The organism is Mesorhizobium sp. KR9-304 (genome assembly GCF_040049215.1).
Lineage (GTDB): Bacteria > Pseudomonadota > Alphaproteobacteria > Rhizobiales > Rhizobiaceae > Mesorhizobium_K.
On record NZ_JBDZDN010000002.1, the window covers coordinates 470,043 to 491,131 of the forward strand.

The window sequence follows — 21,089 nt, forward strand, 5'->3', positions numbered from 1 at the left end:
CCCGCTGTGGGGGCGGCGCAACGCGCTCTATGCCACCTTTTCAAGCAGCAACGCGAGTTCCGGATGGATGGACGGCGAGGTCTGCTTGATGAAGCGGACCAGCGCCAGCTCGTTCTGCTGTAGGCGGCCGTCCTTGCCGATCCGCTCGGCCAGCCAGCGCGCCTCGACATTGTCGATGCGCTCGGCGCGCCGCTGGCAGGCGTCGCTCCACTGGTTGCGGGCCTCCCAGTCGGTGTCGATGTCGATCGACTGCCGATAGGCCGCCAGCATCTCGCGGCCGCCCGTGGAGGCCATTCGCGACAGGAAGCCGCCGATGTCCGCGTCGGCCCGGTCGAGGAAATTCTCCTGCCTGAGCGCCTCCTCCCGTGTCGGCGCCTGGTAGCCGGAGGCGCACATGACGAAATTGGCGACCGCCTTGACGAAGAGGTCGTTCCACGAGGCGTCATTGCGCGCGTCGGCGACCGCGTCATTGATCTCGAAGAGAACCTCGGCCTCGGCGCGGGTGATGGCGATGTTGCCGTCGCCGCCGAAGGCATGGAGCATGCGCCGCAGGAGATCGACCTCGGCCTTCTCGATGACGCCGGGAACGAGTTCGCCGCCGTGCATCAGCGGCCCCTGCCCGTCCACCACCGCAAGCTTGACCTGCTTCAGCGCAAAAGCGACCAGCTTCTCGGTCGAGAACTTCGCCTTCTCCAGCACCCTGACCAGAAGCTCGAGTTCGGTTACTGTGTCGACCTTGCCGTCATGCGAAATTGCGGCGATCAGCCATTCCGCGTTCTTGGCCGAGACGTAGCCCGCCGGCTTCTCCTGGTGCACGATGTAATCGGTGATTGCCTCTACGAGGAACTCCGGCCATTCGGCGCATCGCTCAGTACAGGCCCGGTCCAGGCCAAACAGTGCCTCCGCCTCCGCCGCCGCGACCACACCGTCACGGAAAATCAGCCTTCGAAGCTCCAGAACGTCCAGCGGCGTTATGCTTTTTCTCGATGCGATGTCCGCGACCCGCGCGGACGCATTTTTCACGTCCATGTCCAAAGCCCCCTCTGGCTTCACCGATGTCCCCTCGGCGATTGGCGGGAACCCTAGCACGACAGTTTTGATGAACCGCAAAGGGGCGTGGTTACCGAAGCCCTTCCGGCGCAGCGGGCAATTTCAGTTTGAAACTCCGCTTCTGGATGGATTCCGGTCCATGAAACCGTGGTCCACAACGACCGATTTGCGCTCTTTCCCGACATTCGTCCAAGAGTAGGCGTGCAGCCGGGCGTCGTGCATCTGCCGGCCACATGCGAGCCGGCAGATAGAGCTTGCAACGCCGCTATTTCTGCTGCGACTTCACATAGCCGATATAGCCGCGCACATCGGCGGCTGGCTCCGAATAGGCCTTGCCGAGCTTCGTCTCCATCGCCGCCATGTAGGTCTTGCCCCAAGCCGGCAGCGCATAGTCGATGGCATCAAGGAATTCGAGCGTCGCCGCCAGCCGGATATCGGCGATCGAGGGGTTTTTTCCGCCGATGAAGGGCGACCCACTCATGAAGAATGTGTGGAAGACCTCAAGCGGCTCGGCGATCGCCGCCATGGCCGCCTTCTGCGCTGTCGTCTTGTGACCCGGCTCAAGGTCACTGGCCCCGACCTCGCCGGCATATTGCGGAAAGCCGAGCGCCGGATAGGTGGCGCGCGCCAGATATGGATAGAGCGTGCCGATCAGGTAGAACATGGCGCTGTCGATCATCGCCCGTTTGGCCGGCGCCTTGGGATAGAATTTCTCCAGCCCGTGCTTGTTGGAGAGGTACTGCATGATCGCGCAGCTCTCCCACAACGCCCCGTTGGGCAGACCCTTTTCCTCAAGCATCGGTGTCAGGTGCGCCGGGTTCTTGGCCAGGAATTCGGGCGAGCGGGTGGAGCCCCAGACATCGCTTTCCGCGAAATCAAGCCCGGCGGCGCGCACGAACACGCGCACCGACATGTTGTTCACGCTCGGCTTCAGCACGTTGAGGTGCAAGGCCGGCTTCTTTGCCGGCTTCTTTGCTGCCGCCTTGCCGGTCTTGGCGGTCTTCGCAGACTTTGCCGGCTTGCTCGCCTTTGCGGACTTCGCCGGCGCCTTCTTTGCGGTGGTTTTCCGTGCAGCCTTGGTTGCGATCTTGGCCATGTAGTTCCTCCCTCGGGTTTCAGTACGGGTTCTTCGGCGAGCGGTCGTCCGATAGGGACGGACGTGACCGTTCGATCAGGTTCTGGATCGCGTCGGCAAGATGCACTTCGGCGATCGCATAGTCGCCACGCGACACGCGTATATTATGGGCCTCCATCAGCACCTCGCCATGACTGAAACCTTGCGGCGGCTCAAAGCGGTAGCTGGCGAGTTCGATCAACAGGCCGAGCGGATCCTGGAAATAGATCGAATCCATGAAGCCGCGGTCCTTGACGCCGCTGTGCTTGATCCCGCGTTCGTCGAGCCTCGCCACCGCCTGAAGGAAGGTGACGCGCGAGACGGAAAAGGCGATGTGGTGAACGCAGCCGATATCGGTCGGCGTACGCTCGGGGGCTGGTTTGCGGCTCTCATCGGTGAAGACGGTGATCAGCCTTCCGTCGCCGGGATCGAAATAGAGATGGCTTTCGCTCGCCTTGTCGAGATTGGGCTGCTCGAAGATGAACGGCATGCCGAGCACGCCTTCCCAGAAATCGATCGAGGTTCGCCTGTCCGCGCCGACCATAGTGATGTGATGCACGCCCTGCGACTGAAGTTTCTGCATGCTCTCCTCCCGATCTGCCGCCGTGGTCTTAATGCCTGACCAGTTTGGACTTGTATTCGCTTCGTTCAAGCGTTCCGAACGGCGCCAGCTCTATGGCGGCCGAAAAAAGCAACGCGGCGCGCAGGCGTTCCTTTATCCGGCCGGCAAGGCCCGTATCGGGTTCGCCGCCCTTGGCAAGTTCCACCACGATCGGCAGCGGCGGCTCTTGGCTGACGCCTGCCGCCGCCGGCTTCACCAGGATAGCGCCGCTGACATCAGGCGAAAACTCGCCGACGATCTCGCGAATCGCCGACGGGAACACATTGACGCCGCGCACGATCAGCATGTCGTCCGTGCGGCCGATGCAGCGCAAGCGCATAGCCGTGCGCCCGCAGGGGCAGGGCGAAGTCCTGACTTCGACATGGTCGCGTGTGCGGAACCTCAGCAGCGGCGCCGCCTGGTGCCTCAGATGCGTCAGCACGAGTTCGCCCCGCGCGCCGTCTTGCATGGCAAGCGCATCGCCGGTTTCCGGGTCGATCAACTCGGCATGGACGAAGCCGCGTGCGCCGAAGTGCATGCCGTCCTGCTCCTCGCATTCGCCCCACAGCGATACACCGATGTCGCCGATGCCCATTGCCTCGGTGACCTTGGCGCCCCAGCCCTGTTCAAGCCGCTGGCGCATCGCCGGTTCGCCGCCGCCCGGCTCGCCCGCAACCAGGACCCGCTTGATGCTGGAATTTTGCAGGTCGAAGCCACGTTCGGCCGCCCATTCGATCAGATGCCACGCATAGGACGGCGTCAATACTGCGGCGGTCGGCTTCAGCAGACGGATCGCTGTCATCAGCCGTTCGGTGTTGCCGGTGCCGACGGGAACGTGGCACATGCCGAGTCGGTCGAAGGCGGCAAGGGCGGCACCGGCGACAAAGGGGCCGGCATTGTAGGTCGACACCACCGTCTCGCCAGCGGCAATTCCAGATGCTGAATAGCTTCGCGCCGACGTCGTCACCCAATTATCGAGATCTTGGCTGGTCAGCGGAATGTAGCTCGGCGTGCCGGTCGTACCGCTCGTCGAGTAGATGCGCACAAGCTTCTCGCGCGATACGGCGAGATGGGCGCCGATCGGGTTTTCCGCCGTGCAGCTTGCGCGGATTTCCTGCTTTTCGGTGAAGGGCAGGTTCGCGATCCTGTCCAGACCGCCGATCGCCTCGGCGGTATCGAATCCTGCCTTCGCAAGCTTCTCAAGATAGAATGGCGAGTGGTCGACGAGATAGGCCGCTTGCCGGCGGAAATAGAGATCGTCCAGCCGGAACTGGTCTTCGGCCGTGCGTGTCTCGATCTCAGGCTCAAACATTGGCAGCATCGTCCTTCTCGTAGACGACTGCCGCCTCGGCCGCGCCGGCCATCAGGAAGCCGATCGGGTTCTGCTGCTCCTCAGCCAGATGCGCCAGAATGCTTGCGGTGCGCGCGAGCAGCGGGATCGCCTTCATCATGGCCGCGGGAAAGTCGAGGTCGAGCAGGACTGCGGCGATAGGCATCGAGACGTTCATCACCAGCGGCCTACCCCACACCTCGGCGACAGCCCGCTCGATGCGCCCTGCCATAACGACGTGTCTTCCAGCCACACCGCGTTCCCCGGCAAGGGCCAGGATGCGCGCAGCGCGCGGATCGACGGGCTTGTGGATCGGGTGGCCGAAGCCGGGCGCCTTGCCGCCGGCTTCGCGTATGCCGCGCACCAGCGCCAGCGCCACCGCGTCCGGCTCGCCGCCGGCGGCGACCTTCGCATCGGCCAGCGTCAACAGCCTGCCACAGAGTTCTGATGTTCCGAGGATGACAGGACCGGCGCCCAGAATGCCCGCGGCTACCGCGCCCTGCAGCGAGCCGGGATCGGCCGCCAGCGTCATGCGCGCCGCCTGCACCGTCGGCACCAGCCCGTGCTCGGCGATCGCCACCAGAAGAAGGTCCAGGAAGAAGCGCTGCTCCTTGCTTGCCTCCTTGCCGGTGAGCAGAAGGAAGAAATAGTCGGTGAAGCCGACCCGTCCCATAAGATCGGAGGTCAGGTCGCGGCCGCGAACCTCGATGCGATCGGCCTGTGCATGGCACATGCCGGAAACCGCCCGTCCGCCCTTGCCGATCTGCATGTCTTCCCCTTGCCGCAATTTCCCCGAATGCGCTCTTGATGCCGCGCTTTTCCGCGACATGCTAAGTCAACTCCAGTTCGCGGGCCAGACGAAAGCGCGACAATTCGGCGTCCTCGATTGTTTGCCGGTTCGTTCTCGGGCGGGTCGAGGGCCGAAATTCAACTGCCCGCCTCCGCCGCGGGCAGGTGACAATGCGGCGCATATGGGCTAGCGTCGATTCGTCGAGGGCCTCTTCACGAGGCTCTACCTGTTTGCGGGAGAGAGCAGCGAAAGCTGCCGCCGAAGGGGAAATCGCCCGAAATCTCTCAGGCAAAAGAACCGTAGACGGGAAAGACGCTCTGGAAAGTCGGGGGAAGCCCCGCGCCGAAGGTGTAAGCGCCGCCGACAGGGTTCCGGTTGCGCGAGTCTCTCAGGCTTCAGACAGAGGGGCACGGAGCGGTCGCTTGCGGCCGATTTGCGTGCATCTCTGGAGAAGTCATGAACGGCGAAGACACCAAGATCCTTCCACTTGAAGATCTGCACAAGGCCGCCGGCGCGCGTTTCGGCGCATTCGCCGGCTGGTCGATGCCGCTCACCTATCCGCCCGGCGTCATGAAAGAGCATCTCCACACGCGCGAGCATGCCGGCCTCTTCGACATCTCGCACATGAAGCTGTTCGAGGTGACGGGACCGGATGCTGCTGCCTTTCTGGCACGAGCCTGCCCTTTCGACCCGGCCGCGCTCGAACTCTCGCAGTCGAAATACACCTTTCTCCTCACCGAAGAGGCCGGCATCATCGACGACCTGATCGTGACGCGGCTCGCCAAGGACCGTTTCATGGTCGTCGCGAATGCCGGCAACGCCGCGACCGACGAGGCGCATCTGAAGAGCCTGACCAAGGATTTCGATGCCGCGGTAACGCCGCTCGACCGGGTCTTCCTCGCCATCCAAGGGCCGGACGCTGCGGACGTGCTGCTCAACGCCGGCATCGAAACCGACGCCATGACCTTCATGCACGGGCTGGAGCTTCGCCACGACTGGTTCATGAGCCGCTCGGGCTATACCGGCGAGGACGGTTTCGAGATCGGCCTGCCGGAGGCCGATGCCCGCCAGCTTGTGAAGGAGCTGTTCGCCGACCCGCGCGCCATGTGGATCGGGCTTGCCGCCCGCGACAGCCTGCGGCTGGAGGCCGGGCTCTGCCTGCACGGCCAGGATATCACGCCCGACACCGATCCGGCTTCGGCCGGGCTGATGTGGGCTGTCCCCAAGGAAATACGGGCGCACGGGGCTTTCATCGGCGCCGAGTCGCTCAGCGAGATCGTCGCCAAAGGCCCCGCCGAAAAACGCGTCGGCCTCAAGCCCGAAGGCCGCCAGCCGGTGCGCGCCGGAACGGCGCTGACGGACGCCGACGGGAAAACCGTCGGCCGGGTCACCTCCGGCGGCTTCGGCCCTTCCGTCGGCGCTCCGGTCGCGATGGGCTATGTTTCCGCGCCGCTGGCAAAGCCCGGCACGCGCCTTTTCGCCGATGTCCGCGGGACGAAGGTCCCTCTGGACGTCCATCTCCTGCCCTTCACCCCACATCGCTACCGCAAAGGATGAGCCTTATGGCAAAGACCTATTTCACCGAAGACCATGAATGGATCCGCGTCGAAGGCGGCGTCGCGACGGTCGGCATCACCGACTACGCACAGGAACAGCTCGGCGATCTCGTTTTCGTCGAACTTCCCGAGGTTGGCCGCAAGGTGAAGAAGGGCGACACCGCAGTGGTCGTCGAATCCGTCAAGGCCGCGTCCGACGTCTATGCACCGGCCGACGGCGAGGTCACCGAGGCAAATACCGCGCTCTCCGCCGATCCCGCCCTAGTCAACTCCGCGGCCACCGGCGACGGCTGGCTCTGGAAGATGAAGCTCGCCGACGAGAGCCAGCTTTCCGGCCTGCTCGACCAGGCCGGCTACAAAGCCCATATCGGCTGACCGGGGGTTTCTCATGACCGCGTCCACTTACAGCTTTGCCATCAGGCACATCGGCCCCAGCCATGCGGACACCCGCGCCATGCTCGCCGTCGTCGGCGTGCCGTCGATCGAGACGCTGATTTCCCAGGCGGTGCCCAAGTCGATCCGGCTCGACCGGTCGCTCGCATTGCCGGCGCCGGCGACCGAGGCGGAGGCGCTGGCCGAGCTTGGCGCGAAGATGGACGCCAATACCGTGCTGAAGAGCTTCATCGGCGCAGGCTATCACGGCACGATCGTGCCACCTGTCATCCAGCGCAACCTGTTCGAGAACCCGGCCTGGTACACCGCCTATACGCCCTACCAGGCCGAGATCAGCCAGGGCCGGCTGGAGATGCTGTTCAATTTCCAGACGCTGGTCACCGAACTGACAGGCCTGCCGGTCGCGTCGGCCTCGCTGCTCGACGAAGCGACGGCGGTGGCCGAAGCGGTGGGTATCGCAGTGCGTCACCATCGCGACAAGAAGAATCGCGTCGCGCTCGCGGGCCCGCTGCACCCGCAGGTCCTCGATGTCGTGCGCACCCGCGCCGAGCCGCTCGGCATCGAAATTGATGGCGACACCATCGACGACAACACGGCAGCCCTTCTAGTGCCGTGGCCCGACACGCACGGCGTCTACGGCGAGCACGGCGCGGCCATCGAGAAGGCCAAGGCCGCCGGCGTGCTGGTCGTCTTCGTCGCCGATCCGCTGGCGCTCACCCTTACTGAGCCTGTCTCGGCGCTCGGAGCCGACATCGCAGTCGGCTCCATGCAGCGCTTCGGCGTGCCGATGGGTTTTGGCGGCCCGCACGCCGCCTATTGCGCGGTCTCCGACAGACTGACACGGCTGATGCCCGGCCGCCTCGTCGGCCAGTCGGTCGACGCGCATGGCCGTCCCGGCTACCGCCTCGCGCTGCAGACGCGCGAGCAGCACATCCGCCGCGACAAGGCGACCTCCAACATCTGCACTGCGCAGGCGCTGCTCGCCAACATGGCCGCCGCCTACGCCATCTGGCATGGGCCTGAGGGGCTGCAGGAAATCGCTGCGCGCGTGCATAGCCTGGCGAACCGCCTCGCCGCCGCGTTGAAAGCCGCGGGCCTGAGCGTTTCGGGCGACCGCCGCTTCGATACGGTGACGGTGGAGACGAAGGGCAAGGCCGCCGGGAACGCCGCTGCCGCCGAAGGCGAGGGACGCCTGCTGCGCGTCATCGACGCGGACAACATCGGCGTATCGTTCGACGAGACCTCCACCGAGGCCGACCTCGAAGCCATCGCCAAGCTGTTCGGCGCGAGCGTTCCGGCCGAAGCCGGCCGCACGCTGCCGGGAAGCCCGCGCGGCAAGGCTTTCCTCACCCAGCCGGTCTTCCACGAGAACCGCTCCGAGACCGAGATGATGCGGCTTTTGCGCCGCCTCGCCGACAAGGATCTGGCGCTCGACCGCACCATGATCCCGCTCGGCTCCTGCACCATGAAGCTCAACGCCGCCGCCGAGATGATGCCTGTCAGCTGGGCATCGGTCGCCAACCTCCATCCGCTCGCCCCGAAGGCACACTCGGCCGGCTATCGCGCGATGTTCACCGACCTCGAAGCGTGGCTGTCTGAAATCACCGGCTTCGACGCCGTGTCGCTGCAGCCCAATGCCGGCAGCCAGGGAGAATATGCCGGCCTGCTCGCCATCCGTCGCTGGCACCTGTCGCGCGGCGACTCACAGCGCACCGTCTGCCTGATCCCCTCATCCGCGCACGGCACCAATCCGGCGAGCGCGGCGATGGCCGGCATGGAGGTGGTGGTGGTGCGCTGCCTCGAGGATGGTGACATCGACGTCGCCGACCTCCGGGCAAAGGCCGAGGAACATGCCGGCAGGCTGGCCGCGCTAATGTTCACCTATCCTTCGACCCACGGCGTCTTCGAGGAAGGCGCCAGGGACATATGCGCGATCGTGCACGAGCATGGCGGCCAGGTCTATTTCGACGGCGCCAATCTCAATGCGATGGTGGGTCTGGCGCGTCCCGGCGACATCGGCGCCGATGTCTGCCACATGAACCTGCACAAGACCTTCTGCATCCCACACGGCGGCGGCGGACCGGGCGTTGGGCCGATCGGCGTCAAGGCGCATCTGAAGCCGCATTTGCCGGGCCACATAGCGGAAGGCAGCGCGCACGCCGTCGCTGCCGCGCCCTTCGGCAGCGCTTCGATCCTGCCGATCACCTGGATGTACATCCGCATGATGGGCGCGGCCGGGCTAAAGCAGGCGACCGAGATGGCGATCCTCAACGCCAACTACATCGCCGCCCGCCTCGCGGCGCACTACCCGGTCCTCTTCAAGGGCCGGTCCGGCCGCGTCGCGCATGAATGCATCCTCGACACGCGCGTCTTGAAGGACCGCGCCGGGGTTGGCGTCGAGGACATCGCCAAGCGACTGATCGACTACGGCTTCCACGCGCCGACCATGTCATGGCCGGTAGCCGGCACGCTGATGGTCGAGCCGACCGAATCCGAACCCAAGCCGGAACTCGACCGCTTCTGCGATGCGATGATCGCCATCGCCGGCGAAGCAGCAAAAGTCGAGAAGGGCGAATGGCCGCGCGAGGACAATCCGCTGGTCAACGCACCGCACACGGCGGCCGAGGCGCTGGCAGGCGACTGGAAGCATCCCTATTCACGGCTGGAGGCGGCCTACCCGGCCGGCGACGCCAACGCCGCAAAATACTGGCCGCCGGTCTCGCGCATCGACAACGTCGCCGGCGACCGCAACCTCGTCTGCTCCTGCCCGCCGCTCAGCGAGTATGTCAGCGCCGCGGAGTAAGCAACAAGGACAGGCGTTTGGGTGTCGTAACCTGCACCCTCACCCCTTGTTCAGCAGCGCGAGGTTCGCGTCCACCACCGCCGGATCGGCCATACCGTTCCTGGCCTCGTTCAGCAGTTGCCGGGCTTTTTTCTTGTTGCCGCGCAGGAGCTGCGAATAGCCCATGTTGTTGACGATCTCCGGTCTGCGCCCGGCGACCTTCAGCAGCTGGTCGTAGGCGCGGTCGGCGAAGTCGAAGCGGCCGAGCTGGTCATAGGAGGCTGCAAGCCCCATCCACGCCTCGGAATTGTCCGCCCGCAGCTCGACCGCCTTGCGAAAATGATCTTCGGCGAGCCCGTAATTGGCCTCGCGGAATTGCGCCTTGCCGGCGGTGAGATCGGCCTGGCTGATGTCGGCCGTCACCGGCGCGATCGAGGTCGTCGCCGTCTTGTCGACGCCCTGCGTCGTGCAGCCGCCGGTCATCATGGCCGCAACCAATGCGGCCATCCTCATGGAAGAAAACTTGCCCATCTGTCCCTGTCCCGCCACCGCCCGTTTCCCGGGTCGTTGCAGGCATCGGAACCGAAAAGTGAAAGCCGGTTTTCGGAATATTCCGATGCCCATGTGTAACGGCACGACATTAGCTCAAAGGCATTTAAACTTCGGTGCCCAAGCGCGCTTAAGATTGGCTTACGCGGCAACCAATCTTTTACTGCGACAGTTCACTCGGCGGTCATCTTCACGATGACCGGAATGATCGCCACCATCAGCACCACCGGCAGGATGCAGACCGTCACCGGCACCGACATCTTGGCCGGCAGCGCATGCGCCTTCTCCTCGGCGAGCGACATGCGCTTGTGGCGCATCTCGTCGGAGAACACGCGCAGCGCGCCCGACAGGCTGGTGCCGAGTTCCTTGGACTGCTGCAGCAGCGTCGCGAAGGAACGCACCTCGTCGAGGCTGAGCCGGTCGGCGAGCGACTTCAGCGCATCGTCGAGACTGCGCCCGGCCCTGAGCTCCAGCGAAACGAGCTGCAGGTTCTGGCTGAGCCCGGGATAGCTCGTCGCCAGTTCCTTCGACACGCGCTCGATGCCGGCTTCCATCGCCATGCCGGCGTCGGAGCAGACAATCATCAGGTCCATGAAATCCGGAAAGCCGTTGCGGTATTCGCGCATCTTGGTGGAGATCAGCCGTGCAAGCACGAGGCCTGGAAGGAAATAGCCGACCGCCCCGGCGATGATGACGAACGACCAGCGGCTGAAGGTGGTCGCCTCCGCGCTCGCCATCCAGTTGTTGATCAGGAAAGCGCCGACCGCCCCGGCGAAGAAGCAGCCGAAGCGGATCAGGAAGAAGGTGCCCACCGCGCCGGGATCCATGAAGCCTGCCTGGATCAGCTTGAGGCGCAGCCGCGCGACGTTCTCCGGGTCGCTCTTGGCGTAGAACTCATGCGCGGTCTTCGCCGCCTTCTCGCGCACCGCGTCGACGTTTTTCTTTTTGTCCGGTTCCGCGATGGCCGCCGGCGTCTGCGTCTCGACCTTGAGCCGGCGCTTCACATCGTTCTGCTCGCCGCGTTCGGTCAGCGTCGACCAGGCGACGACGAGCCCGCCGCAGGCAAGCAGCAACAGCGCCACCGGCATCAGCGAAGTCGGGCGCAGCGAGGCGAGGAAAAGGATCATCTCTTCCATCAGGACCAGTCCTAAAACTTGAAATTCGACATCTTGAACATCATCGCGTTGCCCAGCATCAGCCACACGACGGAAGCGCCAAGCAGATACCAGGTCATCGGCTCGTCCCACACGCTGGTGTAGAAATGCGGCATCAGCGCCATGATCGCGGCGCCGAGCAGGCACGGGACCGCGGTCAGGATATAGGCCGAAATGCGGCCCTCGGTGGAAATGGCGCGCACCTTGCGCTTCAGCTTGCCGCGTTCGCGGATCGTCGCCGACAGCCCGTCGAGGATTTCGCGCAGATTGCCGCCGGAGGAGCTCTGGATCGATACCGCCGTCACGAACAGCGGCAGGTCCTCCTGCCCGACGCGCTCGTAGAGGTTGTGGAGCGCCGAGACGAGGTCCGAGCCATAGGTCACCTCGTCGGCCACCACGCCGAACTCGGTGCCGATCGGATCGGGCATCTCGCGCGCGACCATGCCGACCGCCACGGGCACGGGATGGCCGGCCTTCAGGCTTCGCGTGATCAGCTCCAGCGCCTCCGGCAATTGGACGCCGAAGATCTTGTGCCGCCTGTTGCGACGGAACTTCAGCACCTGCAGCGGGATGACCACGCAAAGAAACGGAAGGAGCATCAGCGCGAACAGCGGCGGCAGACCCTTAGAGACACAAGCGGCCACGATCGCCAGCGCCACGCCCGAGGTGATGCCGAGAAATCTTGTCATCGGCATGGTCACGCCGGACTGGACGCGCAGCTTGCGGAGCGAATCCATCGACAGGAACGAGCGACCGTCGATCCCGCGCTCCTTGCGCAGCTGGATCAGCACCTGCTCCTGGCTGATCTTCTTCTCCTGCAGCTTCACGCGCCGATTGATCGCCGCGCGGCGGTCCTTCTTGCCCGCATAGAGCATGTAGACCGCTTCCGCGATGATGATGCCGAACAGCGCCGCTCCGGCATAAACGACATACAGCGCGCCGCTCATTACTCCAGCGCCCGTCCCGGCTCGAAATACTTGCCGGGAAACTCGATGCCCATCGCCCGCATGTCCTCCAGGAAGCGCGGGCGGATGCCTGTCGCCTCGAAATGGCCGAGGATCGTGCCGTCCGCCTCCATGCCGGTGCGCACGAACTTGAAGATTTCCTGCATCTGGATGACGTCGCCTTCCATGCCGGTCACCTCCGCGACGCTGGTCACCTTGCGCCTGCCGTCGGAGAGGCGCGTGAGCTGAACGATGATGTCGATGGCGCTGGCGATCTGGCTGCGGATCGACTGCACCGTCATCGGCATGCCGGTCATGCCGAGCATCTGTTCCAGGCGCGAAATGGCGTCGCGCGGCGTGTTGGCGTGGATCGTCGCCATCGAGCCTTCGTGGCCGGTGTTCATCGCCTGCAGCATGTCGAAGGCTTCCTCGCCGCGGCACTCGCCGAGAATGACGCGGTCGGGGCGCATGCGCAGCGCGTTCTTGACGAGGTCGCGCTGCTTGAGCTCGCCATGCCCTTCGATGTTGGCCGGCCGCGTCTCCATGCGCGCCACATGCGGCTGCTGCAGTTGAAGCTCCGCAGCGTCCTCGATGGTGATCAGCCGTTCGTCCTCGGGGATGAAGGCGGATAGCGCGTTCAGCATCGTGGTCTTGCCGGTGCCGGTGCCGCCCGAGATGATCGTGGTCTTGCGCGCATGCACGGCGGCGGCAAGCACCTCGGCCATGTTCTGCGTGATGGCGCCGAATTCGACGAGCTTGTGCAGGCCGAGCTTGTTCTTGGAGAATTTGCGGATCGACACCAGCGGCCCGTCGACGCCGACCGGCCGGATCGCCGCGTTGAAGCGCGAGCCGTCCAGCATGCGCGCGTCGACCATCGGCGCGCTCTCGTCGACGCGCCGGCCTACCGCCGCGACGATCTTATTGATGATGCGAAGGAGATGCGCCTCGTCCTTGAACGGGATGTGCACCTGCTGCAGCTTGCCCTTGCGCTCGACGAAGCAGTTCTGATGCCCGTTGATCAGGATGTCGTTGATATCCGGGTCTTTCAGCAGCGGCTCCAGCGGTCCGAGCCCGACCATCTCGTCGACGATGTCATCGACCAGGGCTTCCAGCTCGGCGACGTTGATCGCCATGCGCTCCTGGCGCGTCTTCTCGGAGACGAAGTCGTGCACCTGGCGGCGCATCTCGTCCTTCGGCAGCCGCTCCAACGCCACCAAATTGATCTCCTCGATCAGCATGCGGTGAATCCGCGACCGCGCATCGATGACCTTGTTGGTCGTTTTCGGACCAAGCTCGGCCTTGGGCTGCACCTTTCGGGTCGTCGGGATGACCACCGCCTGATGCTGGCTCGGCGCCGGCTCGATTGCCCGCAAGGGTTTCGCGTCGCGCTGCTGCAGAGCGGAAAAACGGCTGCTGCTCATGCCGATTTCCTCAGCAGGCCGCGGCCGATGTCATAGAGCGAGCGCGACTTCTTCGGCGCCGAGACCGCCTCTTCCGGCAGGATGATGCGCTTGAGGTCGTTCACAACGTTGGCGTTCGGATCGATCTCGTGCAGCGGTACGCCGCGGTCGACCGCCTCGCGTACCAGCCGGTAGTTGTTTGAGATGCCGCCGACGAAATGGTCTCCGAGGATTTCCTCCACGTCTGCCTGTTTGACGCCGTTCTCGAACATGCGCTGCTCGAAGCGGTTGACGATGACGTTCGGCTTCACCTCCTTGCCGACGGTCTCGTAGATCGCCTGGATCAGGCGCTGCGTGTGACGCAGGCATGGCACCGTCATCTCGGTGACGACGTAGAGCTTGTTCGATCCGAGCAGCACCGTCTCCGTCCAGGGGAACCATGTGCGCGGCATGTCGATCACGACATTGTCGAAATAGGCCGACACGAGATCGAGCATGCGAACGACGACATCGGCGTTGAAGGAGCGCATCTCCGACGGCCGCGTCGGCGCCGCGAGCACGCAGAGCCCGCTGGAATGTTTCGACAGCATCACGTCGAGCAGCTGGCGGTCGAGGCGTTCGGGCTGGTTCTCGATTTCGGTGATGTCGAAGCGCGGCTCGAGGTCGAGATATTCGGCGCAGGCGCCCTGCTGGAAGTTGAGGTCGACGACGCAGGTCGAGGCCCCGCGTGTCACCGAATGATGCAGTTGAAACGCCGTCTGCAGGGTCAGTGTCGTGCAGCCTACGCCGCCGGCGGCCGGCATGAAGGTGTATATCTGCGATTCCGTATTCTGCTCGCGGCCCGGCCCCTGCAGAACGCGGATGCAGGAGCGCACGAGATCAGCGGTGGTCAGCGGCTTTACCAGGAAGTCGGCGACCTGAAGCTGAACCAGGATGCGCACGGCCGCCGCGCTGAATTCCTGGGTCACCACCAGGATCGGCGCCCTCCCCTCCAGGCGGCGGGTGATGCGCTGGAGCGCTTCGATCTCTTCGAGCCTAGCCGCATCCATGTCGATGATGACGGCGTCGCAGTCCGCCTCCTGGATCTCGCCGCGCAGTTCCACAACGCTCTTTTCGACGGTCGAAAGCTGGATGAGGTCCGACGCCGCGAACGCCGCCTTGCTGTCCTGTACGAATGCCTTGTCGGTCGAGACGAGGACAATGCGCTTGGTCTTGGTGGGGGTAGCCATGCTCTAGTCCTGTGATCAGTTGCCGCTGCCGCTCGTCGTCTGCGATGTCTTGGCATCGGCCGCGTCGTCGGCGGCACTTGCCGACGCCGTGCTGCGCGCGGCCGGCACCAGCAGCCGCGTGTCCTGCACGCCGAACTGCCAGGGATCGACCATCTGCATGACCGAGTTCGAGGCCGATGCATTGCCGGCGCCGTCGGTCAGTCCGTCTGCGCGGCGGTTTGCGTCGTTCAGGCAGCCTGAGCCAAAGCCCGCCAGAGCTATCAGAATCGCGAATTTGAGTTGTATCCGCATGGAATTACTCCCCCGGCAGGTCGAGGATATGGCCGGCGCCGACCTGCGCCGCCATTGCTCCAGGACTGGTCAGAGGTACGCCCGCATCGGAAACCCTGATCTCTTCCTTGTTGCCAAGGAAATATTCGACGGGACTCGCCGGAAGCGTTTCGTCGGTGGGAGCCACCAGCTTCTTGGACGGGTCGATCGGCTTGACCAGGTAAGGCGTGACGATGATGACCAGGTCCGTCTCGCGCCTTTGATAGGCTTTGGACGAGAACAACGGCCCAAGCACCGGCAGCTTGCCAAGTCCCGGGATGCTCTGGTTGATCATGTTGTTCTCGCTCTGCAGCAGGCCGGCCATCATGAAGCTTTGGCCATTCTTCAGATCGATCGAGGTTTGCGCGCGTCGCACGACGAAGCTCGGCACGGTAATACCGTTTCCGATATTGATATTAGCCGACCTGTCGACCGAAGAGACCTCCGGCGCGATCTCGAGCGAGATGAGCCCGTCGGCAAGCACGGTCGGGGTGAACTCAAGCCCGACACCGAACTTCTTGTACTCGACGGTGATCTGGCCCTCGTCGCCGGAAACCGGGATCGGCACCTCGCCGCCGGCTAGGAAGCTTGCCTTCTGCCCGGAGCGCGCGATCAGGTTCGGCTCAGCGAGTCGGCGGGCGACGCCGCGGTCCTCAAGCGCCTTGATCGCGACATCGATCGTCCAGCCGTTGGTGAGGAGCGCGCCTATGATCTGGCCGGCCGGCGCGTTGGACGTGGCGGACGGGTTCGAGTTGAACGAGATGCCGCCGTCATGGCCGAGATATTTGACGCCGATCTTGGTGCCCAGTTCCTGCCCGACCTGGCGATTGATCTCGACAAAGCGGACGTTGAGCTGGACCTGTTGCGACGACGAGATGTTGACCGAGTTGATCACTTCCTCCTCGCCGGAGAAATTAGACGCGATCTTCGATGCCTTGTCGGCCGCGACCTGGTCGTTGGCGGAGCCCGACAACACCACGCGGCCGTTCGCCGAGCTGACCTTGATGTCCTCGCCGCCGGGCACGCTGCTGCGGATGGTGGACGCCAGACGGTCGGTATCGAGCGTCACCTCGATGTCGACGGTGCCGACGAGCTGCTTGTTCTCGTCGAAAAGCGCAATGCCCGTGGTGCCGAGATTGTTGCCCAGCACGTAGAAGGATGAGTCCGTCAGTGGATTGACGTTGGCGACCTCGGGATCGCCGATCACGATCTCGTAGAAGGGCACGTTGGTCTTGATCGTCCTTGGCTTTCCCTTGGCGATCTTGATCGACGCGTTCTTGGCCGAAGAAATGTGGATCACGTCATTCGCGGCAGCGCCCGACGTCAGCGCGAGCGTGCCGCCCGCGCCCCCGCAGACCGCCAGCGACGCTAGTGTCAGCAAGCCAAATGCCCGCCGTCTCGTCTTCCCCGTCAAAAAAAACATTTCCCCGTCCCCGATATCCGTGTCTGTCCGGTGTCCCCGCCGGGTTTCAGTTCAATTTCTCGCCGTTCGCCTTCGACGCCTCAGGCATCACGACCTGATAGGATTGCGGCTGTAGGCCGCGCGTCACGATCACGGTCTTGAATTTCGGTCCTTCCTGCTCCGCCGACATCGCTTTGATGATCGAACTGGCCGCATCGGCGGCGCCCGCCGCAACCGACCCTCCGAAAGACGAGATCGTCGTCACGCCGTCACCGACCGCGCTCACGTCGTTGGAGGAACGCAGCGACAGCGACAGCGAGCCGACATTGCGCGCCAGCGCGATCTTCTTGGCGCCGTCGACGCTGACCTCGACCGTCACCGAATTGACAACCTGCGGGCTGGTCTGGCGCTCGTCAGCCCCCTGCCCGACCGTCAGCACCTTGGCGTTGTCGACGACGACCTCGGTGGTGATCGTCGAGCCGGCAGCGCCCGCAGCGTTGTCCGAAACCTCGTCGATGGCGCCGGCGTCGCGCGTCAGCACCACGTCGACCCGGTCGCCAGGCGTCACGAAGCCGCCGACGCCGGCGATCTCGTCGGTCTTGATGGTGACGGCGCGCATGCCGGGTGCAAGCAGGTTGGAGAGCGTGGCGCGGCCGTTTGCGCCGGAAAGTTTGGCCCGCAGCACCGGCTCGCTGGTCTCGATCGGCGAAAGCACGACGCGCGAACCATCAGCCAGGAGTTCGTCGACCGATCCGAATGCGCCTTCCGGCAGGGAATCCTGTGGCCAGGACATTTCCGTGAGTTGGGTGCGGTCGATCTCCATGCCAAAGCGCAGTGGCGCCGCGGCGACGACAATTTTCCTGAACTCGATCTTCGGCTCGTCGGGAACCGGCACGCTGACCTCGATCGGGTCTATGCGAGCGTTTGCCGCGCTCTTGACCCAAAGGTCGGCGGCGAATATCGAAATCGCGCCGAATACGGCCGCGATGCCGATCATCGTAACAGCCCTGCCCCGCACCTCTAAACCCCTGTTTGCCCGTTCTTTTTGTCGTGCTGCCACGCTACGGAGAATTCCTAAATTTTCAGCAATTCTGGCTGTCGGGCGTGACGCCTCTTGCAATGTTGGTTATCGAACCCTTGTCGAACGAAGCGCAATCTGATGAAGCGCGATCTGATCGAACGGACGGAAAGTGGAATTTTTTTATGAGCCTCGGCGTGACTGACTCGAAACTGCGCATCGCTGTTCTTTTTGGCGGGCGCTCCGCCGAGAACGACGTATCCGTGCTTTCGGCGACCAATGTCATGCGCGCGCTCGATCCCGCGAAATACGAAGCCGTTCCCGTCTTCGTCACCCGCGAAGGGCTATGGCTGCTGGCAGGCTTCGAAGACGGCACGCTGTCGAAACCTTCGAGCGGAACGGAAATCTGCCTCTTGCCGGGCGGATACGGACGGGCGATGGCTATCCCGGCCAACGGCGAGCCGCACCAACTGCCTGTCATCGACATCCTGTTTCCCGTCCTGCACGGCCTCCATGGCGAGGACGGCGCGGTCCAGGGATTGGCGGAAGTGGCGCGCGTGCCGCTTGCAGGCTGCGGCATCCTCGGATCGGCAACGGCCCTCGACAAGGATGTCGCCAAGCGGCTGCTGAACGCGGCCGGCCTGGCCACGGCGCGATCGGTCACGATCCATCAGGGCGAAACGCCGGATTTCGCGCAACTGCGCACCGCACTCGGCCTTCCGATCTTCATCAAGCCGGCCCGGCAGGGCTCGTCCGTGGGCGTCAGCAAGGTTTCCACCGAAACGGAATTCGAGGCGGCGCTTGCCGAAGGATTCAGGCACGACCGCAAGCTCTTGGCCGAAGAATTCATTCGTGGCCGCGAGATCGAATGCAGCGTGCTTGAAGACCCCAAGGGCGACCTCTTCGTTTCCCGTCCCGGCGAGATCGTGCCGGCCGAGAGCCACGGCTTCTACACCTACGACGCCAAATATGTCGACGGCGACGGTGCGGTGCTGAAAGTGCCGGCCGAGCTGGCGCAGGGCATCGAGGGGCGCATCCGCGAGATGGCGGGCAATGCCTTCAGGGCGCTCGGCTGCGACGGCATGGCGCGAGTCGACTTTTTCGTCACCGAGGACATGCAGGTTCTCGTCAACGAGCTCAACACGATCCCCGGCTTCACCGACATCAGCATGTATTCCAAGGCCATGGCGGCGAGCGGCGTCAGCTATCCCGAGATCATCGACCGGCTGGTGGCGCATGGGCTCGCGCGTGGCGGATGAAGGGTCGTGCTTAGGCCCGCGTTGAATTCGGGCCGCCACTGTAAGGCGCGGTGACGAACCTCTCTGTTCCTCGAAGGCCCGCTCGTGGCAATATCCGAAGCGATTCGCAGATTGGAATCCTATGGACGATAGCAACGACCTGTTCTCCCGCGCCGAAAAAACGGCGCCGCGCGCGGCCGCGCGGCCGCTCGACCCCATCCTGCAGGCGGCGTCCAAGCGCAGCGCCCAGCCGAAAGACGGCAGCGAGGGCTACAGCGCGGCCGACATCGAGGTCCTCGAAGGGCTGGAGCCGGTGCGCCGGCGTCCGGGCATGTATATCGGCGGCACCGACGAAAAGGCGCTGCACCACCTCTTCGCCGAGGTGATCGACAATTCCATGGACGAGGCGGTTGCCGGCCACGCCACCTTCATCGACGTCGAATTTTCGGCCGATGGCTTCCTGACCGTCACCGACAATGGACGCGGCATACCGGTCGACCCGCACCCAAAATTCCCGAAGAAGTCCGCGCTCGAAGTCATCATGTGCACGCTGCATGCCGGCGGCAAGTTCGATTCCAAGGTCTATGAGACGAGCGGAGGCCTGCACGGCGTCGGCGTCTCGGTCGTCAACGCGTTGTCCGAGCAGCTCGAGGTCGAGGTCGCGCGCGGCCGCCAACTCTACCGCATGCGCTTCTCGCGCGGCGTGCCGCAGGGCAAGATCGAGCAACTAGGCGAGGTCCACAACCGCCGCGGCACGAAAATACGCTTTCATCCCGATCCCGACATATTCGGCAAGGCCGCCTCATTCGAGCCTGCCCGGCTCTACCGCATGGCGCGCTCGAAAGCCTACCTGTTCGGCGGCGTCGAGATCCGCTGGAGCTGCGCGCCCGAACTCATCAAGGACAAGGACCAGACGCCCCCGAAGGCGGTGTTCCATTTCCCCGGCGGCTTGAAGGACTATCTGAAAGCCTCGCTCGGCGGCGACTTCCAGGTCACCCGCGAAATCTTCGCCGGCAAGAGCGAGAAGCAGGGCGGCCATGGCGCGGTCGAATGGGCGGTCACCTGGTATGGCGGGGACGGCTTCCTCAACTCCTACTGCAACACGATTCCCACGCATGAGGGCGGCACGCATGAGGCGGGGCTGCGCAACGTGCTTTTGCGCGGCCTGCGCGCCTATGCCGACCTGACCGGCAACAAGCGGGCGTCGATCATCACCAGCGACGATGTGATGATCTCCGCCGCCGGCATGCTCTCCGTCTTCATCCGCGAACCGGAATTCGTCGGACAGACCAAGGACCGGCTGGCGACGATGGAGGCGATCCGCATCGTCGACTCCGCGATCCGCGATCCGTTCGACCACTGGCTGGCCGACAATCCGCAGGAAGCCTCGAAACTGCTCGAATGGGTCATCGCGCGCGCCGACGAGCGCGTGCGCCGCCGCCAGGAGCGCGAGGTGTCGCGCAAGACGGCGATCCGCAAACTGAGGCTGCCCGGCAAGCTTGCCGACTGCACGCAGAACGCCGCCGCCGGCGCCGAACTCTTCATCGTCGAGGGCGATTCGGCCGGCGGCTCCGCCAAGCAGGCGCGCGACCGCGCCAGCCAGGCCGTGCTGCCGCTGCGCGGCAAAATCCTCAATGTCGCCAGCGCCGGCAACGACAAGCTCAATGCCAACCAGCAGATTTCGGATCTGGTCCAGGCGCTCGGCTGTGGCACCCGCACCAAATACCGCGACGAGGATCTGCGCTACGACCGCGTGATCATCATGACCGACGCCGATGTCGACGGCGCGCACATCGCCTCGCTGCTCATCACCTTCTTCTACCAGGAGATGCCGAACCTCGTGCGCGGCGGCCACCTCTACATGGCCGTGCCGCCGCTTTACCGCATCAGTCAGGGCGGCAAGGTGCTCTATGCCCGCGACGACGCCCACAAGGACGAGCTCCTGAAGTCCGAATTCGCCGGCCGCGGCAAGATCGAGATCGGCCGTTTCAAGGGGCTCGGCGAGATGATGGCCGCGCAGTTGAAGGAAACCACCATGGATCCGAGGAAGCGCACGCTGCTGCGGGTCGATGTCGAGGAGGATGAAGCCGCGACGAAACTGGCCGTCGACGCGCTGATGGGCACCAAGCCCGAAGCCCGCTTCCGCTTCATCCAGGAACGCGCCGAATTCGCCGACGCCGAGGTGCTGGATATCTGAATCAGGCCGGCGGCGGCGCGGCCTGGGCGGGGA

General features: G+C 64.5%; 18 protein-coding genes and 1 riboswitch. Of the genes, 5 read left to right on the forward strand and 13 right to left on the reverse strand.

The genetic code is table 11. The annotated features are described in order from the left end of the window. Positions 1-27: 27 nt before the first annotated feature. From ABLE71_RS14555 to ABLE71_RS14575, 5 genes are all read right to left on the reverse strand, one after another. Positions 28-1,029 carry a hypothetical protein gene (locus ABLE71_RS14555; RefSeq protein ID WP_348784150.1) on the reverse strand — a complete coding sequence of 334 codons (1,002 nt, stop codon included), beginning with the start codon at positions 1,027-1,029 and terminating at the stop codon, positions 28-30. 286 nt (positions 1,030-1,315) lie between these two features. Continuing rightward, the gene (locus tag ABLE71_RS14560; protein ID WP_348784151.1) at positions 1,316-2,146 is read right to left on the reverse strand and encodes a glutathione S-transferase family protein; all 831 of its coding nucleotides are present in this window, start codon (positions 2,144-2,146) and stop codon (positions 1,316-1,318) included. A 19-nt stretch (positions 2,147-2,165) separates the two neighbouring features. Then, positions 2,166-2,747 (reverse strand): VOC family protein, encoded by a 582-nt coding sequence (locus tag ABLE71_RS14565; protein ID WP_348784152.1) that lies wholly within the window; start codon positions 2,745-2,747, stop codon positions 2,166-2,168. Positions 2,748-2,775: 28 nt separating this feature from the next. Further along, positions 2,776-4,086: an AMP-binding protein gene (locus tag ABLE71_RS14570; RefSeq protein ID WP_348784153.1), complete on the reverse strand. Its 1,311-nt coding sequence runs from the start codon at positions 4,084-4,086 to the stop codon at positions 2,776-2,778. Next, positions 4,070-4,864, reverse strand: coding sequence for a citryl-CoA lyase (locus ABLE71_RS14575; protein ID WP_348784154.1), 795 nt, complete (start codon positions 4,862-4,864; stop codon positions 4,070-4,072). The genes ABLE71_RS14570 and ABLE71_RS14575 overlap by 17 nt, the downstream gene beginning before the upstream one ends. A gap of 244 nt (positions 4,865-5,108) precedes the next feature. Continuing rightward, positions 5,109-5,195, forward strand: a riboswitch (glycine riboswitch). Between the two features lie 146 nt (positions 5,196-5,341). Here ABLE71_RS14575 and gcvT point away from each other — a divergent pair. The 3 genes from gcvT to gcvP are packed head-to-tail and all read left to right on the forward strand — an operon-like array spanning position 5,342 to position 9,637. Next, complete coding sequence (gene gcvT / locus ABLE71_RS14580) at positions 5,342-6,442, forward strand: glycine cleavage system aminomethyltransferase GcvT (protein WP_348784155.1); 1,101 nt, start codon at positions 5,342-5,344, stop codon at positions 6,440-6,442. Between the two features lie 5 nt (positions 6,443-6,447). Then, a complete protein-coding gene (gcvH, locus tag ABLE71_RS14585) occupies positions 6,448-6,816 on the forward strand; it encodes a glycine cleavage system protein GcvH (RefSeq protein WP_348784156.1) in 369 nt (122 codons plus the stop codon). A 13-nt stretch (positions 6,817-6,829) separates the two neighbouring features. Then, positions 6,830-9,637 carry an aminomethyl-transferring glycine dehydrogenase gene (gene gcvP, locus ABLE71_RS14590; RefSeq protein WP_348784157.1) on the forward strand — a complete coding sequence of 936 codons (2,808 nt, stop codon included), beginning with the start codon at positions 6,830-6,832 and terminating at the stop codon, positions 9,635-9,637. Between the two features lie 39 nt (positions 9,638-9,676). Here the strand turns inward: gcvP and ABLE71_RS14595 are convergent, their stop codons facing one another. From ABLE71_RS14595 to cpaB, 8 genes are all read right to left on the reverse strand, one after another. Beyond that, a complete protein-coding gene (locus tag ABLE71_RS14595; protein ID WP_348784158.1) occupies positions 9,677-10,147 on the reverse strand; it encodes a tetratricopeptide repeat protein in 471 nt (156 codons plus the stop codon). 191 nt (positions 10,148-10,338) lie between these two features. Then, on the reverse strand, positions 10,339-11,301 hold the full coding sequence (locus tag ABLE71_RS14600) for a type II secretion system F family protein (protein ID WP_348784159.1): 963 nt from the start codon (positions 11,299-11,301) through the stop codon (positions 10,339-10,341). Between the two features lie 11 nt (positions 11,302-11,312). Then, on the reverse strand, positions 11,313-12,266 hold the full coding sequence (locus tag ABLE71_RS14605) for a type II secretion system F family protein (RefSeq protein ID WP_348784160.1): 954 nt from the start codon (positions 12,264-12,266) through the stop codon (positions 11,313-11,315). After that, positions 12,266-13,684: a CpaF family protein gene (locus tag ABLE71_RS14610; protein WP_348784161.1), complete on the reverse strand. Its 1,419-nt coding sequence runs from the start codon at positions 13,682-13,684 to the stop codon at positions 12,266-12,268. The genes ABLE71_RS14605 and ABLE71_RS14610 overlap by 1 nt, the downstream gene beginning before the upstream one ends. Beyond that, a complete protein-coding gene (locus tag ABLE71_RS14615; RefSeq protein ID WP_348784162.1) occupies positions 13,681-14,892 on the reverse strand; it encodes a response regulator/pilus assembly protein in 1,212 nt (403 codons plus the stop codon). The genes ABLE71_RS14610 and ABLE71_RS14615 overlap by 4 nt, the downstream gene beginning before the upstream one ends. A 15-nt stretch (positions 14,893-14,907) precedes the next feature. Next, a complete protein-coding gene (locus tag ABLE71_RS14620) occupies positions 14,908-15,183 on the reverse strand; it encodes a hypothetical protein (protein WP_348784163.1) in 276 nt (91 codons plus the stop codon). A 4-nt stretch (positions 15,184-15,187) separates the two neighbouring features. After that, entirely contained in the window at positions 15,188-16,564 is a 1,377-nt protein-coding gene (locus ABLE71_RS14625; RefSeq protein ID WP_348784492.1) for a type II and III secretion system protein family protein, read from the reverse strand. A gap of 106 nt (positions 16,565-16,670) precedes the next feature. Further along, positions 16,671-17,600, reverse strand: coding sequence for a Flp pilus assembly protein CpaB (gene cpaB, locus ABLE71_RS14630; RefSeq protein ID WP_348784164.1), 930 nt, complete (start codon positions 17,598-17,600; stop codon positions 16,671-16,673). 206 nt (positions 17,601-17,806) lie between these two features. Between cpaB and ABLE71_RS14635 the strand changes: the two genes are divergently transcribed. Then, a complete protein-coding gene (locus tag ABLE71_RS14635) occupies positions 17,807-18,880 on the forward strand; it encodes a D-alanine--D-alanine ligase family protein (protein WP_348784165.1) in 1,074 nt (357 codons plus the stop codon). 121 nt (positions 18,881-19,001) lie between these two features. Beyond that, on the forward strand, positions 19,002-21,056 hold the full coding sequence (gene parE, locus ABLE71_RS14640; RefSeq protein WP_348784166.1) for a DNA topoisomerase IV subunit B: 2,055 nt from the start codon (positions 19,002-19,004) through the stop codon (positions 21,054-21,056). Positions 21,057-21,089: the final 33 nt, after the last annotated feature.